At 39.0% G+C, this 15,561-nt stretch carries 17 protein-coding genes; 12 read left to right on the top strand and 5 right to left on the bottom strand.

The window, feature by feature from the left end:
• Nucleotide 1: 1 nt before the first annotated feature.
• The 8 genes from gatB (at nt 2) to BK583_RS15290 (ending at nt 6,316) form a co-directional block, all read left to right on the top strand.
• On the top strand, nt 2-1,432 hold the full coding sequence (gene gatB / locus BK583_RS15325) for an Asp-tRNA(Asn)/Glu-tRNA(Gln) amidotransferase subunit GatB (protein ID WP_055736997.1): 1,431 nt from the start codon (nt 2-4) through the stop codon (nt 1,430-1,432).
• A 197-nt stretch (nt 1,433-1,629) separates the two neighbouring features.
• A complete protein-coding gene (locus tag BK583_RS15320; protein WP_038477989.1) occupies nt 1,630-2,538 on the top strand; it encodes a diacylglycerol kinase in 909 nt (302 codons plus the stop codon).
• A gap of 164 nt (nt 2,539-2,702) precedes the next feature.
• Nucleotides 2,703-3,476, top strand: a complete 774-nt coding sequence (locus BK583_RS15315; protein WP_038477992.1) for a DeoR/GlpR family DNA-binding transcription regulator — start codon at nt 2,703-2,705, stop codon at nt 3,474-3,476.
• A gap of 3 nt (nt 3,477-3,479) precedes the next feature.
• Entirely contained in the window at nt 3,480-3,947 is a 468-nt protein-coding gene (locus BK583_RS15310; RefSeq protein ID WP_055736998.1) for a PTS sugar transporter subunit IIA, read from the top strand.
• Nucleotides 3,948-3,959: 12 nt separating this feature from the next.
• A complete protein-coding gene (locus BK583_RS15305) occupies nt 3,960-4,235 on the top strand; it encodes a PTS sugar transporter subunit IIB (RefSeq protein ID WP_038477998.1) in 276 nt (91 codons plus the stop codon).
• Between the two features lie 100 nt (nt 4,236-4,335).
• On the top strand, nt 4,336-4,914 hold the full coding sequence (locus tag BK583_RS15300) for a hypothetical protein (protein ID WP_055736999.1): 579 nt from the start codon (nt 4,336-4,338) through the stop codon (nt 4,912-4,914).
• A gap of 266 nt (nt 4,915-5,180) precedes the next feature.
• A complete protein-coding gene (locus BK583_RS15295; protein WP_055737000.1) occupies nt 5,181-5,750 on the top strand; it encodes a hypothetical protein in 570 nt (189 codons plus the stop codon).
• Between the two features lie 26 nt (nt 5,751-5,776).
• On the top strand, nt 5,777-6,316 hold the full coding sequence (locus BK583_RS15290) for a hypothetical protein (protein WP_055737001.1): 540 nt from the start codon (nt 5,777-5,779) through the stop codon (nt 6,314-6,316).
• Here the strand turns inward: BK583_RS15290 and alr are convergent.
• From alr to BK583_RS15275, 3 genes are all read right to left on the bottom strand, one after another.
• Nucleotides 6,313-7,425 (bottom strand): alanine racemase, encoded by a 1,113-nt coding sequence (gene alr / locus BK583_RS15285; protein ID WP_038478009.1) that lies wholly within the window; start codon nt 7,423-7,425, stop codon nt 6,313-6,315. The genes BK583_RS15290 and alr overlap by 4 nt on opposite strands.
• A gap of 75 nt (nt 7,426-7,500) precedes the next feature.
• Entirely contained in the window at nt 7,501-8,634 is a 1,134-nt protein-coding gene (gene ald / locus BK583_RS15280) for an alanine dehydrogenase (RefSeq protein ID WP_038478012.1), read from the bottom strand.
• Between the two features lie 124 nt (nt 8,635-8,758).
• Nucleotides 8,759-9,994 (bottom strand): PucR family transcriptional regulator, encoded by a 1,236-nt coding sequence (locus BK583_RS15275; protein ID WP_055737002.1) that lies wholly within the window; start codon nt 9,992-9,994, stop codon nt 8,759-8,761.
• Between the two features lie 161 nt (nt 9,995-10,155).
• Here BK583_RS15275 and BK583_RS15270 point away from each other — a divergent pair, with 161 nt between their 5' ends.
• Entirely contained in the window at nt 10,156-11,553 is a 1,398-nt protein-coding gene (locus tag BK583_RS15270) for an alanine/glycine:cation symporter family protein (RefSeq protein ID WP_055737003.1), read from the top strand.
• A 100-nt stretch (nt 11,554-11,653) separates the two neighbouring features.
• Nucleotides 11,654-13,024: a 23S rRNA (uracil(1939)-C(5))-methyltransferase RlmD gene (gene rlmD / locus BK583_RS15265; RefSeq protein WP_055737004.1), complete on the top strand. Its 1,371-nt coding sequence runs from the start codon at nt 11,654-11,656 to the stop codon at nt 13,022-13,024.
• A gap of 366 nt (nt 13,025-13,390) precedes the next feature.
• On the opposite strand, the gene BK583_RS15260 is transcribed toward rlmD, so the two are convergent.
• Entirely contained in the window at nt 13,391-13,987 is a 597-nt protein-coding gene (locus tag BK583_RS15260) for a DUF5067 domain-containing protein (protein ID WP_038478023.1), read from the bottom strand.
• A 223-nt stretch (nt 13,988-14,210) separates the two neighbouring features.
• Here BK583_RS15260 and BK583_RS15255 point away from each other — a divergent pair, with 223 nt between their 5' ends.
• On the top strand, nt 14,211-14,390 hold the full coding sequence (locus BK583_RS15255) for a hypothetical protein (RefSeq protein WP_038478026.1): 180 nt from the start codon (nt 14,211-14,213) through the stop codon (nt 14,388-14,390).
• Nucleotides 14,391-14,429: 39 nt separating this feature from the next.
• Complete coding sequence (locus tag BK583_RS15250; protein ID WP_055737005.1) at nt 14,430-14,609, top strand: hypothetical protein; 180 nt, start codon at nt 14,430-14,432, stop codon at nt 14,607-14,609.
• Between the two features lie 100 nt (nt 14,610-14,709).
• On the opposite strand, the gene map is transcribed toward BK583_RS15250, so the two are convergent.
• Entirely contained in the window at nt 14,710-15,450 is a 741-nt protein-coding gene (gene map, locus BK583_RS15245) for a type I methionyl aminopeptidase (protein WP_055737006.1), read from the bottom strand.
• Nucleotides 15,451-15,561 lie beyond the last annotated feature (111 nt).

Raw genomic sequence — 15,561 nt, 5'->3', positions numbered from 1 at the left:
GATGAATTTTGAAACAATTATTGGATTAGAAGTACACGTAGAATTAAAAACAGAATCAAAAATTTTCTCACCGAGCCCTAACCATTTCGGTGCTGATCCTAATACAAATACAAGTGTGATTGACCTTGGCTACCCAGGTGTCTTGCCAGTATTAAATGAACGGGCTGTTGATTTTGCGATGAAAGCTGCTTTAGCCTTAAATTGCCAAATTGCGACCGATACAAAGTTTGATCGGAAAAATTATTTTTATCCGGACAACCCTAAAGCTTATCAAATATCACAATTTGACAAGCCTATTGGTGAAAACGGATGGATTGAAATTGAAGTAAATGGAAAAAAGAAGAAGATTGGTATTACGCGTCTGCATATGGAAGAGGATGCAGGAAAGCTTACTCACGCTGATGATGGCTATTCACTTGTCGATTACAACCGTCAAGGAACGCCACTTGTCGAGATCGTTTCTGAGCCAGACATTCGCACGCCAGAAGAAGCGTATGCTTACTTAGAAAAGTTAAAAGCGATTATCCAATATACAGGTGTATCTGACTGTAAAATGGAGGAGGGCTCTTTGCGTTGTGACGCGAACATTTCTCTTCGTCCAATAGGTCAAGAGAAATTCGGTACGAAAACGGAGTTGAAGAACTTAAATTCATTTAACTTCGTTCGTAAGGGGCTAGAGTACGAAGAAAAGCGTCAAGAACAAGTGTTATTAGCTGGCGGTGTAATTGAGCAAGAAACACGTCGTTATGATGAAGCCGGAAACAAAACCATTCTCATGCGTGTTAAAGAAGGGTCAGATGATTACCGTTACTTCCCTGAGCCTGACTTGCTTAACCTATACATTGATGACAGCTGGAAAGAGCGTGTTCGTCAAGAGATCCCTGAACTTCCTGATGCGCGAAAAGAACGTTATGTACGTGACCTAGGTTTACCTGCGTATGATGCGCATGTATTGACATTAACAAAAGAGATGTCCGATTTCTTCGAAGAGACGTTGGGGCAAGGGGCAGACTCTAAACTTACTTCAAACTACTTAATGGGTGACGTACTGGCTTATTTGAATGCAGAACAGAAGGAATTAGAGGATGTTGCGTTAACACCAGCTGGATTAGCAGGGATGATTAAACTTATTTCAGAAGGTACAATTTCCTCCAAAATTGCTAAAAAAGTATTTAAAGAGTTAATTGAAAACGGTGGCGATGCAGAACAAATCGTTAAAGACAAAGGACTTGTGCAAATCTCTGATGAAGGTGAACTGCGCAAAATGGTTACTGACGTATTAGATGCTAATGAACAGTCCATTATCGATTACAAAAACGGAAAAGATCGCGCACTCGGATTCCTTGTTGGACAAATTATGAAGGCCTCAAAAGGGAAAGCAAATCCACCGATGGTAAATAAGCTATTAGTGGAAGAGATGGACAAACGGTAAGAAATAATCAAAAGCAAGAGGACCAACGTGTTCTCTTGTTTTTTATGACGTAAGCGTTTAGTATGCTAAGTATTAGGGAAAAATAAGGAAGATGTTTACTTGTTTTTACATCTTTTCAGTCATTCTTGCATACGTTTCTTTTGGAAAATAACGTACAATAAGAATGGATAAAGTGAAATGGAAAAGTAGGGATTGCAATGAAACGAGCACGATTAATTTATAATCCGAGCTCTGGTAGAGAGCAATTAAAGAAAAATTTAGCTTATATTTTAAATCGATTAGAACAAGCTGGTTATGAAGCCTCTGCTCATGCAACAACACCTGAAGAAGGTTGTGCGATTCGCGCAGCACGACAAGCAGGAGAGAGAGGGTTCGATTTAGTTATTGCAGCCGGAGGCGATGGAACGATCTTTGAAGTTGTGAACGGCTTAGCTGATTTGGAAACGCGTCCGATGCTTGGCATTATTCCAGCAGGAACAACAAACGACTTTGCTCGTGCACTTGAGATTTCACGTGATATAGAACAAGCGATGAATGTCATATGTGATGGTCATTCTGAGCCAATTGATATTGGTCGAATGAATAATAAATACTTTACAAACATTGCTGCAGCCGGGACACTTACTGAATTAACCTATGAAGTACCAGCTAAGTTAAAAACAATGGTTGGTCAAATGGCTTACTACATAAAAGGGATAGAGAAACTACCTCAAGTAAAACCAACTGCGGTACGAATTGAGTATGATGGCAAGTTATTTGAAGGTGAGATTATGATGTTTCTTGTTGCAAACACAAATTCCGTTGGAGGCTTTGAGAAGCTAGCGCCAAGTGCATCGTTACAAGATGGTATGTTTGATTTCCTTGTAGTGAAAAAAACCTCATTCCCAGAGTTTGTTCATTTAGCATCCCTTGCGTTAAGGGGTGAGCATATCAATCATGCTAAACTTCTCTATGTGAAAGCCAATCGAATTAAGGTTGAGCTGCTTGAAAATCATGAAATGCAATTAAACTTAGATGGTGAACGTGGGGGCGTCCTACCTGCAGAATTTGTAAATATGTATCATCATTTTCAATTATTAATGCCAAAAAACCGAAAAAAGCGTTAGCAATAAAGTATAAAAGTAGAGATGTCAAATAAAAGACATCTCTTTTTTTATTTGCAATTTATTGCTTTTTTTCGTATAGGTTTCATTTTGCAATAATAATAAAAAAATATAGTTTGCTTTTATTGTCATTATTAAGTATAGTATAGAAAAAGGAGTGTGATTTCATGCTTGCAGAGGAAAGACAAAAACAAATTATGCAAGACTTATATGAATTTCAATCTGTTAAAATTTCCGATCTGATTGAACGTCTGCAAGTGACCCGTGAAACAGTCCGCAAAGATTTATATGAATTAGAAGAAAAAGGATTCATTCGAAAAGTTCACGGCGGTGCTGTGTTGAATAAATCGAATATCCAAACAGCTTACACAAATCGAAAATCTGTGAATGAAAAGGAAAAACGCGGGATTGCTAAAGAAGCAGCAGCATTTGTTGGAGAAGGAGACACCGTTTATATTGACTACGGTACAACGGCCCTTTATCTCACTCAAGAATTAATGCTTCATGCGAAGAATCTAACCATTGTCACGAATTCGTTAGCGATCGCAAATGAAGTCGTCGACGGCTCGAATTTTGAACTGATCTTAATTGGTGGAAATGTACGTCGAAATGAACGGTCAACTGTTGGACCAATCGCAACGCGAACGATGCATGATTTATTTGTTGATATTGGCTTCTTTAGTGCCGGTGCATTGCATCCAACACATGGGTATACAAGTGTGCATTTAGGTGAAGCAGAAGTGTCTAAATTGATGCTACAACATACACACAAGCATGTGATGATGATTGATTACTCAAAGTTTGGCACGGTCCATATGAATCGTGTTGCGAAAATAGAAGAAATCGAGCGTCTCATAACAGATGAAAAAGCAAATAACAGCATGCTTAAAGAGATTGAAAAAAAGACAAAAGACGTTGTAATCGCCAAGAGTTCAGAGTAATAAATGGACCATCTCTTATTTGATGCGTCTTTCGTCTATTTGAACCAATCCATACACACAAAAAAAGAATTACTTACAGCTCTCGGTACACTGATGGAAGCTTCAAGATGTGCTACTTCCGGCTATACGCAAGCTTTGCTTGAACGAGAAAAAGACCATCCGACAGGTATTCCGTTTCAACCAACAGGAGTTGCCATTCCACACAGTAATGAGGCATTTATAGTGAAAAGCAAGATAAGTTTGGTTACTTTGAGAAGACCGATTTATTATGAACAAATGGGAACGACAAATGTCTTTATTCCTGTGTCGATTATTTTTTTATTAGGCATTAAAAATGATCACGCAGCTCGTAAAACGGTTCTTACGCTTTTGGAAAAAATACAAGATCATCATTTTTTATCTACCATTCGTTCATTTTCATCACCCTATGAAGCAAGTCGTTATTTAAATAAGCATGTACAAAACCTATAAGGAGGAATAGATGTGAAAACGATTATTGTTGCATGTTCCGGTGCTTTAGCTACTTCCATGGTTGTCGCTAGCAAAGTGGATAGATTGCTTAAAGACCACAAAATTACAGCTACGATTGTAGAATGTCGTCTCACTGAAATTGAAGAAAAACGGGATCAAGTCGATCTAATTATTACCACAACGAATGTTTATCGTTCATATGGAGTGCCGACCCTTCATGGATTGCCTTTTCTATCTGGTGCCGGAGTTAGTAGGGTCTCAGACGAAATACTCTCCTATTTAACGTAACTTGATTAACATGCTCAATAAGACTTGTCTTGTATATTCTTGATATGTTTTCATTCTTCCCGTATATAATAAAGGAAGGAAAAAGAAAGGGGAGATGGGAATGTCAGAAGCAGAGATACGTCATCTTCGATTAAAGAATGGGCTGTGGCAAAACGGATTAATCTTTTTGATGTACATTCTTGGTGTTCTCAGTTTGGTGCCAGTAGAGGGATCTATCTTTATAGGTGTTTATTGTTTTGCTAGCCTGATAGTGCTGGCAAATGGTTTATTGACATTGTTTAAGCGGAAGCGTCTACTTCATTTTCTGCCATCTCTTCAAAAACTTCATCATTTTCATATTCGCCTATTGGGGGCACGTTGGAATCATTGGCTCATGGTTGAAGGCTTGTTGCTGTCTATAATCGGTATAAGTGCTTTGCTTTATTACAGTAGACCATTCCTTATAAATGATTTTCAGCTAACAAAGGGCTATGTCTTTTCGTTTCCCTTTTTCCTTATTATTTTTGCGGTTTTGAGCAATGTTTCCTTGTTTTTAGAAACGACATTTATTAATCATCATCGGGGACATGGAAGTAAAACAAAGCCACTTCTTTTTGCTTTGTTCGTTCCAGTTTTTGTCGTTGCTATTTATTTAATTTGCTACACAGCTATTTTAACGATAGCAGATTATATCGTTTAAAGATTACAACTGCGAGGCTGGAACAAAAGTAGATAGACAGACCAAAACGACGAACATTCCTGAAAATAGGAACGTTCGTCGTTTGTTTTATATGAAAATTAGCAGAAGGATTCTCCTGTAGCGGTGCTACTCAGCATATTTTAGACTATTCGTCTTTTCAAATACTACTTTTCGTTATGTCCCAGCCTCTTTTTTAGCCTACGGTTTTCTAAAGAAGGGAAAATTTGTTATAGTATCTTTAAGGGTTGATAAGGGAGGGAAACGGATTGTTGGATATACGTAAAGAACGACGGTTAGAGTGGATCTTTGAAAATGCCATTATCTTACTAACAATGATCTTTCTTTTCGTCAGTTTTTATTTTAGAATCTTTGAGATGGTGATTCTTCTATTTTTCGTCAGCCTAATCGTAGTTTTGGTTATGAAAACGTTTAGACCAGAATGGCCAAAACCTCTTTTTAACTGGCAGAAAAAGCTTCGTGCTCATGAAATTAATTATTACGGTCATTCAGATTGGAAGAATCGAAAAAGGAGGAAACATGCTTTACTCCTCGTTCTAGTAGTGATTAGTAGCTATTTCATTGGTCTTTATATGCTTAATCCTAGCAATCAGTCCTTCTATAGATATCCTATACGAGTTGAAGTACTTGTCCCCTATCTAATCCTTTTTGTTTTATCCATAAACATTGGACATATCGTTCGCAAAAGCTATATAGATGCTTTCTTTGGTTATAAGGTTAAAGGCTTTAGACTTAAAGGAAAAACGTTGTGGTTGAGTATATCAATGTTGTTGGCTTGGGGATTATTTGGCGTAATCATCTATTTGTTCTTTTCTTAATGTTATAACAAAGGAAATGATTAACAATGAATGACCAAATTCAAAAAGCAAGAAGACAAGAAGTATTATGGCTAAACGTCTATCTTTTCCTGTTCGTCCTCCTATTTGTTTCTCATGTTCAAGGACTAGTAACTATTGTTACACTCGTTCGTGTGACGATCGTCATTCAGCTTGTGTTAGCGGTATGGAAAATGGTTGCCGTTCAAAAGAGTTTGCTCCCATTACGGTGGCAACAGTTATTGGTCGAGCATGAGATTGAACAGTACGGAACAGACGAATGGCTAAGGAAGCAGCGAGTAGATGGCGTGTTCTATATGCTCTCAGCTATCTGCATTCTCTACCTGACAAATCTACAATCATTGCGATTGGATGAGGCGAGTGCGGTAGTGGTGTTTTTCATTTTTATTTGTATTATTGTGCCTATCATAAACATTAGTAAGATCTTAAAAGGACGTGCCATTGATTCATGGCACGTTGAAAAAGAAAAAGGGTTTGGTGTAAAAGGTAAGTTTTTTGTGCTGATTCTATGTCAAAAATCTAAATCTACAAAAAACCGCCTCGTTTAATGGGCGGTTTTCTTGTAATAACGTGGGACACGCTTTGTCAGGGCGCAAACAATCTCGTAGTTTATTGTATCGGTACTGTCGGCCATATGATCAATGGGAAATTCAACCACGTCCCCAGGTTGGACTCCATTTATGTCTGTTACATCAATCATCGTTTGATCCATACAGACACGGCCAAGAATAGGTGCCTGTTGCCCAGAAAACAAGGCATGTCCTTTGTTGGATAGAGCACGAGAAAGTCCGTCTGCATAGCCAATAGCAAGCGTTGCAATTTTTCGATTAGACGCTAATACATGTGTTCGACCATAGCTAATTGTTTCGCCTTTACGGACTAATCGAACAGCGGCTACCATGGCGTATACATGCATAGCTTGTTGCAGTGGTACAGGAAACGTTAGCGCAGTATCAGGTCGTAATCCATACAAACTAATACCAACACGCACCATGTTCATATGCTTCTCTCGATGATAGAGGGTTCCAGCGCTATTGCAGCAATGCTTAATCGGAATCGTCATGCCTTCAGCTTCTACAGCTTCAAGGTATTTACAAAACCTAGAATACTGTTCATCTGTGTAATCAGATTCAAGACAATCGGCTTCCGCAAAATGAGTAAAGATGCCTTCAAGGTGAAGAGAAGGATGTGCGTGAACTTCTTTGGCCGTTTCTACTAATTGATCTGGGGATTGCATACCAATTCGCCCCATACCTGTGTCAACTTTTAAGTGAACGTTTGCTTGTTTTTGTAATGTAGTAGCGGCATGTCCTAATGACTGGACATGTTGTTTATCAAACAACGTAATCGTAATATCTTTATTAATAGCGGTGGAGAAGGCTTCGGGTGGTGTATAGCCAAGCACGAGAATCGGTTCTCTAATTCCTGCTTCTCGAAGTTCAACGGCTTCATCTATTATGGCAACACCTAAATAAGTTGCACCATGTTCAAGTGCTTCTTTGGCAACAGGAATAGCACCATGGCCGTAGCCATTTCCTTTTACAACCGCCATTAGTTGACAATTCTCTGCTAGTAGCTTTTTAAACGTACGGGTATTATGAGCAATGGCACTGAGCTCGATCGTAGCATACGTTTGACGATAACTAGTTTGTGTCATTTCTTTACTCCTTTTTCCTATACAAGAAAGCCCCTCATCATACGATGAAGGGCTTATCTGTGCGGTGGAAGGATATTATGCTTTTGCCGGAGTTTTTGCTAATGCATCTGCAACGGAAACAAGCTCATATCCAAGGTCACGTGCAACAGCACTATACGTAACGTTACCATTTGCAACGTTTAGTCCAAGAGCTAAAGCAGGGTTATCTGCTAATGCTTGTTGAACCCCTTTATTCGCAATTTGCATCGCGTAAGGAATGGTTACGTTGGTAAGTCCAAGTGTTGATGTACGAGGCACAGCACCTGGCATGTTCGCTACAGCGTAATGAACTACACCATGCTTCGTGTATGTTGGGTTATCATGAGTTGTAATTTTATCTACAGTTTCAATAATACCACCTTGGTCAATAGCAACGTCAACTACAACGGATCCAGGACTCATTGATTTGATCATTTCCTCTGTCACAAGCTTAGGTGCTTTTGCGCCCGGAATAAGAACGGCACCAATTACAAGGTCAGAATCTTTGACTGCTTCAGCAATGTTCAGTGGGTTAGACATTAACGTTTGAATGTCGTTTCCAAATTGGTCATCAATTTGACGAAGACGGTCTGCACTTAAGTCAATGAGTGTAACGTCAGCACCTAAACCAACTGCAATTTTCGCAGCATTTGTTCCAACAACACCACCGCCAATAACGGTAACTTTTCCACGTTTTACACCTGGTACACCGGAAAGGAGAATTCCTTTTCCACCTTTTAATTTCTCTAAGAATTGGGCACCGATTTGAGAAGCCATACGCCCAGCTACTTCACTCATAGGTGTAAGAAGTGGAAGCGTGCGGTTTACTTCAACAGTCTCATACGCAATGGCAATCACGCCACTGTCAACTAGTGCTTGAGCAAGCTCAGCTTCAGCTGCAAGGTGTAGATACGTGAATAGAATTAATCCTTCACGAAAGTAGCCGTATTCACTTGAAAGAGGTTCTTTTACTTTCATAATCATGTCCGACTGAGCCCATACCTCTTTTGCTTCTGTAAGTATTGTCGCGCCAGCAGCAACATAATCGGTATCTTCAAAGCTAGATCCGACACCCGCGTTATGTTCAACAATTAGTTGGTGACCGGCTTTAGTTAAGGCAACAACACCGGCAGGAGTCATCGCCACACGGTTTTCATTATTTTTAATTTCTCTAGGGATACCAATAATCATCTATAATTCCTCCAAACAAGGTAGTGTGAATGTGTACGTTTAGTATAAATCCACAAATGAAGGAACGCATTGTTACAAAAAAACAAATTGGAAGCGGTTATTTGTTTAAATCAACAAAAAGGCTCTAGTGTTTTTTTCTAACTAACTTTATATCAAAATAAAGACCAATTTTTTGGACTGGATTTTTAATATCAATCATCGTAATGTCTTTAATTCGCTTTAAACGATAATTTAACGTGTTTACGTGACAGTGAAGTTTTTTAGCAGCTTTAGTTAATTGATCTTCATAATCAAGAACGGTCTCTAGTGTCTCCATTAAATTGGTTTGGTTTTCACGATCATACGTGGCTAGTTTCTCTAATGCTGGGTTTGTCGCTAACTTCTGAAGTTCCGGCGTGCGTTTTAACAAATCAATATAGCGGAATGCACCTAACTCATGATAGAAATAGGCGCTTTTTAATTCCCTAGGAAATAACTGTTTTAATCGCAGAACAGCGGTGGCTTCATTGTAACTTTCATTAATGGTACGCAGATCTTCTTTAGGGTAACCGCAGCCGATTGCCTGAAAGTCTTGATCAAATCGATCGTTTACTTGTTTAAGAAAAGAATGAAGGAATTGTTCCGTTTCTTCTACAAAAGTCCGTTTATCCTTAGGTGCTACTAACAGTATTAACTGATCTTCATCAAATGTATGAATTAAGATTTTCATTTTCTGGGTGGTGTTTGTCAGATACGTCAGTTGCTTCATAAGGTCCTTTGACAGATCTTTTATTGAAAAGATCAGAATGGCAATAGACTGATCTTGTTGGTGCCCTATTCGAAGTAATTGCTCTTTCATTCTTGTGTAGTTGGCAATTTCTCCAGTAATCATTTGCCAGAGTAACTCTTGTTCATTGCGCTCTTTCTTCTTCCTTTGTAAATTGAATTGTAAGAGCTGGTTTCGGGCTTTTCGCGCAGCCATTTTTAATAGAGCTAAGCTTTCCTTGTTAAGAATGCCTCGTACGTCTACAACCCAAATATAACCAAGTACTTCTTCATTTTTTCGAATGGAGATGGCGACGCGGTTACCAAGTCCAATTTCATCAATTGTAGGAATAATAAGTGGTTCGTCGCTGTAATTAAGCTTAGGAATAACACCATCTTTCCAAAAGCGATTAATGACTCGTTCGGGTACTCTACGTCCAATAATGGTAGATACCCTCGCTTGATCGGTTTCATCATCATGTGAACTATAAGCTAGTAAGTAATGGTTGGCATCTTCTATCGTAACGGGACATTGCAAGTAGTCACTAATTAAGTCAGCGAAGTCCTCTAAAGAATCGAATGAGCGATTAAATTGTTGCTGTAAATCATCGAACATAGCTGGTCCTCCTTCATTAGGAAATGGTAGATTGTGTGAAAAAACGAAGGAAACGTTTTCAGATTGTGAAGTTTCACAAATACAAGTATAATCTAGCATGGTAGAATAACTAACAATTAGTAATACTATCATACAATAGCTTTTGGTTCAGGAGTGACAAGATGAGTATTTTAGACATCATAGAAAACATTAACAACTTTTTATGGGGCCCACCAGGATTAATTTTGTTATTCGGTACAGGTCTTTTTTTAACTGTTGCATTAAAAGGGCTCCAATTTCGCCGTTTACTTCATGCATTTAAACTAGCATTCGGAAAGGAAGACGAGAAAGATTCCTCAGCAGAAGGGGATATTAGCCACTTTCGAACGTTAATGACATCTCTTTCAGCAACTATTGGAATCGGTAACATAGCTGGTGTAGCAACAGCAATTAGCTTTGGTGGTCCGGGAGCTATTTTTTGGATGTGGGTTGTTGGTTTACTTGGAATGGCAACTAAATATGCTGAAGCATTGCTTGCTGTAAAATACCGCGTGAAAAATGATCGCGGTGAATATTCAAGTGGCCCTATGTATTATATTGAAAAAGGATTAGGGAGTAAATTTAAATTTTTAGCGATTGGTTTTGCGCTGTTCGGTGCTATCGCTGCGTTAGGAATCGGAAACAGTGTTCAATCAAATACCGTTGCCGATGTAGCGAACAATAGCTTCTCCGTTCCGAATCTATTAACGGCTGTTAGTTTAGTTATACTCGTTGGCCTGATCATTTTTGGCGGCATTCAGCGGATTAGTTTATTATCTACAATTTTTGTTCCTACCATGGCCGTTCTTTATATGGGTGGCGCTTTACTTATTATTTTTCTAAACTATGACATGATTATCCCAGCTTTTGAGCTGATTTTCTACCACGCCTTTAATCCAGTAGCTGCAACAGGTGGTTTTGCAGGTATTATCGTTGCTGAAGCCATTCGAAATGGATTTGCAAGAGGAATCTTTTCTAACGAAGCCGGACTTGGAACAGCAGCGCTAATTGCCGGGAATGCCCGTGCGGATCATCCTGTAAAACAAGCGCTTGTTGCCATGACAGGCACGTTTATTGTAACAATCATTGTCTGCACAGTTACAGGACTTGTACTACTTATGACAGGCTTTTGGGATTCTTCAGGTGGACTTCTATCTGGCGTTCTTCATGATCCATCTCTGGAAGGTGGCGCATTAACAGGTGCGGCGTTTGGATCCGTACTTGGAACATTTGGTGAGTATATCGTAGCACTTTCGGTCATTTTCTTTGGCTTTACAACAATTGTTGGTTGGTATATATACGGTGAAAAATGTTTTGAATACCTTGTTGGCACAAAAGGTATTACCGTGTATCGTCTTATCTATGTAACAGCCTGTGGAATTGGTGCATTAGTAAGTCTTGAAGCTGTATGGGCATTTGCGGATATGGCGAACGCGCTTATGATGATTCCAAACTTAATTGCCTTATTATTACTTTGGAAAATCGTTGTATCGGAAACAAACGATTACTTTACAAACTTTTATAAAAAAGGAAAGGTATAATGAATGGAGGTGCTGTACAGCTGTACAGGCCTCTTTTTTTACCAACTACTACGTGATACAATGAACGGATGACATTAGTGAACAAAGGACGAAACCGTATATGAAACAGACAGTACCTGTACAAAAAAATGAAACCCTCACGGTAACAATAGAAGACTTGACTCATGATGGCTCGGGTGTCGCAAAAGTAAAGGGCTATGCTTTGTTTATTCCACAAGCACTTCCAGGTGAAAAAGCGGAAGTGAAAGTTGTGAAAACGAAAAAAGGCTACGGGTTTGCGCGAGTAATGAACCTTGTTGATGAAAGTCCGAACCGAGTAGAACCACCTTGCCCAATTTTTCATCAATGTGGTGGTTGTCAAATTCAACATATGGACTATGACGCCCAACTGCATATGAAACAGAAGCAAGTTAGTGAGGTTATGACCCGAATTGGTAAATTGCCAGATGTTCCAGTTCATCCGGTTGTAGGAATGGATGAGCCATGGCGCTATCGAAACAAGTCGCAAGTGCCTGTAGCATTCCAACAGGGAGAACTTGTCGCAGGCTTTTATGCAAAGCGAAGCCACCATATTGTTGATATGGATGAATGCATCATTCAGCATAAAGAGAATGACCTTGTTGTTCAAACGGTTAAACGATTAGCAAAAGAATTACGGATTCCTGCTTATAATGAAGAGAAACATAATGGCATTTTGCGGCATATTGTGGCAAGGTACGGCAAGACAACGGATCAAGTAATGGTTGTTTTAGTAACAAGAGGTAAAAAGCTCCCACAAAAGGACGAGCTGATAGCGGGGATACGAGAGGCAATTCCAACTGTTGTATCGGTTGTCCAAAACATAAACAATGAACGTACCAATGTGATCTTCGGAAAGCAAACGGATGTGTTATGGGGAGAAACGTATTTATACGATGAGATTAACGGCATCCGCTTTGCCATATCGGCACGCTCGTTTTATCAAGTGAACCCAGATCAAACAAACCGACTGTATCAGAAAGCACTTGATTACGCAGAACTCACTGGTAGCGAAACCGTTATAGACGCTTACTGTGGAATCGGAACCATTTCTCTTTTTCTCGCTCAAAAAGCAAAGCACGTGTATGGGGTTGAAATTGTTCCTGAAGCGATTACCGATGCAAAGCGAAATGCAAAACTCAACCATATTGACAATGCAACCTTTGCAGTTGGAGAAGCAGAAAAAGTGATTCCATGGTGGCATGCTCAAGGCGTTACAGCCGATGTCATTGTCGTAGATCCACCAAGAAAAGGTTGCGATGAAGCATTGCTTAGCACAATGCTTAAGATGAAACCAGAACGAATTGTCTATGTCTCGTGTAACCCAGCCACTCTTGCTAGAGACTTACGCATTTTAGAAGACGGCGGCTACCGGACAAAAGAAGTTACACCAGTTGACATGTTCCCACAAACAAATCACGTGGAGTGTGTGGCGGTTTTAACATTGATTTAACAGGGTTTTACGTGCCGATATGATGTGAATGACCACATTTTGACCACATTGCTCAGGAATTGAATGCTTGTTCGATTTTCTGAGCGACATCATTGAGACTAAAAACTTTTTAAACAAAATTAAACAAAAGTAGATTTTTTTACAGTTGCGAAATTAAAAACGTATTTTTGTTCTCCGTGTTAAGGGACTATGAAGTTGCATTTTAATTATTAAAAAGAGAACTGCCTTATGAGGGAGTTCTCTTTTTTTCATCGAAAAGGGTATGTGATAACTTTTTAGTTTAAAACGGTGGACGTCATTCACTCAAAATCGCAAACGATACTACAAAAAAACACCCACTCAAATGAGCGGGTGTGAATGATTTCGTTATTCTGTTGTCTCAACTACATGTTCGAAAGAACTATCGCCATTAAAAGTAAATTCTTTTAACGTTACTGGCTCACCTGGGTATAAGATTTCAAATCCAATCACTGCATCAACAGTAGCGCCTGGTTTAACATTTGTATCGCCCATTTCGACTAATTCCGTTTTGTAGTCTTCAGGATATAGGCCATTTGAACCCATTAACGTTTCTACAGTCGTATCCGTTTCTTGTTCAGCGGTAATGCCTTGGGATATCCAAGGGCTAATTGCATCTTCACTATTATTCGTAAAGGTTAATTCAACTGCCAAGATTTGTGTGCTTGCATCGTATTGGCTATCTAATTGCTCAATTTCTTTAATTTCATAAACAAATTCGCCGGTATCGAGTGTAGTATCATTGGTTGCGCTATCATTTTCTTCTTGTGTATCTTCTTCAGTTTCGTCAGTATCCTCAGTGCTCTCATCTGAAGTCTCTGTACTATCTGTACTATCCGCAGACGTTTCCTCTACTGGATCCGTTGTTGTTTCTTCATTTCCATCCCCACATGCACTTAATACAACTAAACTCACTAAAGCGCTAGATAATAAAAGCTTTTTCATAAATAAAACCCCTTTTTATGTAATGAGTCTCTATTATAAAGGTCTTATTTCTATAGATATATAGCTTCGACATAATTAGACAATCGCCGAATGAATGTTTAAGTTTTCTGTAAGTTTATAGGTAGTGAGTCTTTAAGAAATTTGTTCATACTGATTGATTTTTTATAAAGCTCTTCTCTTTAAGAAGTAGAGAGGTCTCTATTTAGGAAAGGAGGTTTTTGCGATGTTAAGTATTCAACAGAATGGAAACAACACGACAGATGTATATAAAGGATTAACGATTGTAGCTCGATTCATTCGTCAAGATAATGGGCAAGTTGCTGTAAAGGTTCTAACAGACGGTCATGATGAGATGACGGATAATGAACAGAAGGCTTTATTAATTGTGAAAGAAAGAATTTAGCAGGAGTTATGTTGGGGGAGCTAAAGATAGGAGGGAGCAATGCCTGTACTCATGTTTTGCAGCAAATGTGGAGGACCAAAGAAATTGTCCGAATATGTGTTAAGCCAATACGTAACAAAAGCGCCTCATATTTATTGTGATCTATGCGATTCGACTAATTTAGTTACAGAGGAATTGAGGCAATATGCCTTTCAAGTGAAGGAGAATGACAACTGGTAAACAATACATGTGGGCAGGAAAGATTAATAGTCTACTAGTTGAATAACAGAACGAAGAAGAACAGAGAGTGTTAGTGCTCTCTGTTAAGATCGACAATGGCTTATAAGGTGGTTATGATAGGACCTGTTTTTGTTAGAATAATGGTGTGTTCATATTGAGCCACATAACTATTTTTTGTTGCGAATGTCCAGCCGTCGTTCTTCTGAAAGACTTCCTCTTCAGAAGTGGATATAAATGGCTCAAAGGCAATTACCATCCCTTCTTTAAGAAGTTCGTCATCCAACGTGTCGTTGTAATTGTAAATATGATCAGGTGATTCGTGAATCGCACGACCAATACCGTGTCCGGTCAAATTCTTGATGACGGTAAAACCGTTTGCTTGCGCAGTTTGATTGACGATTTTTCCTAATCTGCTTTTCTTAGAACCAGGGACCGCTTTTTTTAACCCTTCTTCAAAAGCCTGCTTAGCTACGCTACATAGCTTCTCTAACTGTTTGTTCCCTTTACCAACCACAAACGATATTCCTGTGTCTGCAAAATAGCCGTTTTTTGAACCAGACACATCAATGTTAACCAAATCTCCTTCACGAAGAACACGCTTACTCGGAATGCCATGAGCCGCTTCATCGTTGACACTGATACACGTATAACCAGGAAATTGATATTCACTTTTCGGTGCCGAAACAGCACCTTCCTTCTCAAAGTAAGTCCCGGCAAGTCCATCGAGCTCTTTCGTTGAAATTCCAGGAATTGATTGACGAACAAGCTCGTCTCTTATAGACGCGACAATACGGCCAATCTCTTTTAATCCGTTAAAATCTTCTTCTGTTTTTGCAATCATTTGATGTCATCACCTAATTTTAGAATATATCATGTAAATCATTTATGTAAATTCTATCATATAAAAGCGACTTTATGCAGTTACCGCATTTGTATAATGCGGTAAAACACA

The sequence above is a fragment of the Shouchella oshimensis genome (assembly GCF_002019765.1).
Classification (GTDB): domain Bacteria; phylum Bacillota; class Bacilli; order Bacillales; family Bacillaceae_D; genus Shouchella; species Shouchella oshimensis.
This window is presented reverse-complemented; position numbering and strand designations above follow the sequence as displayed.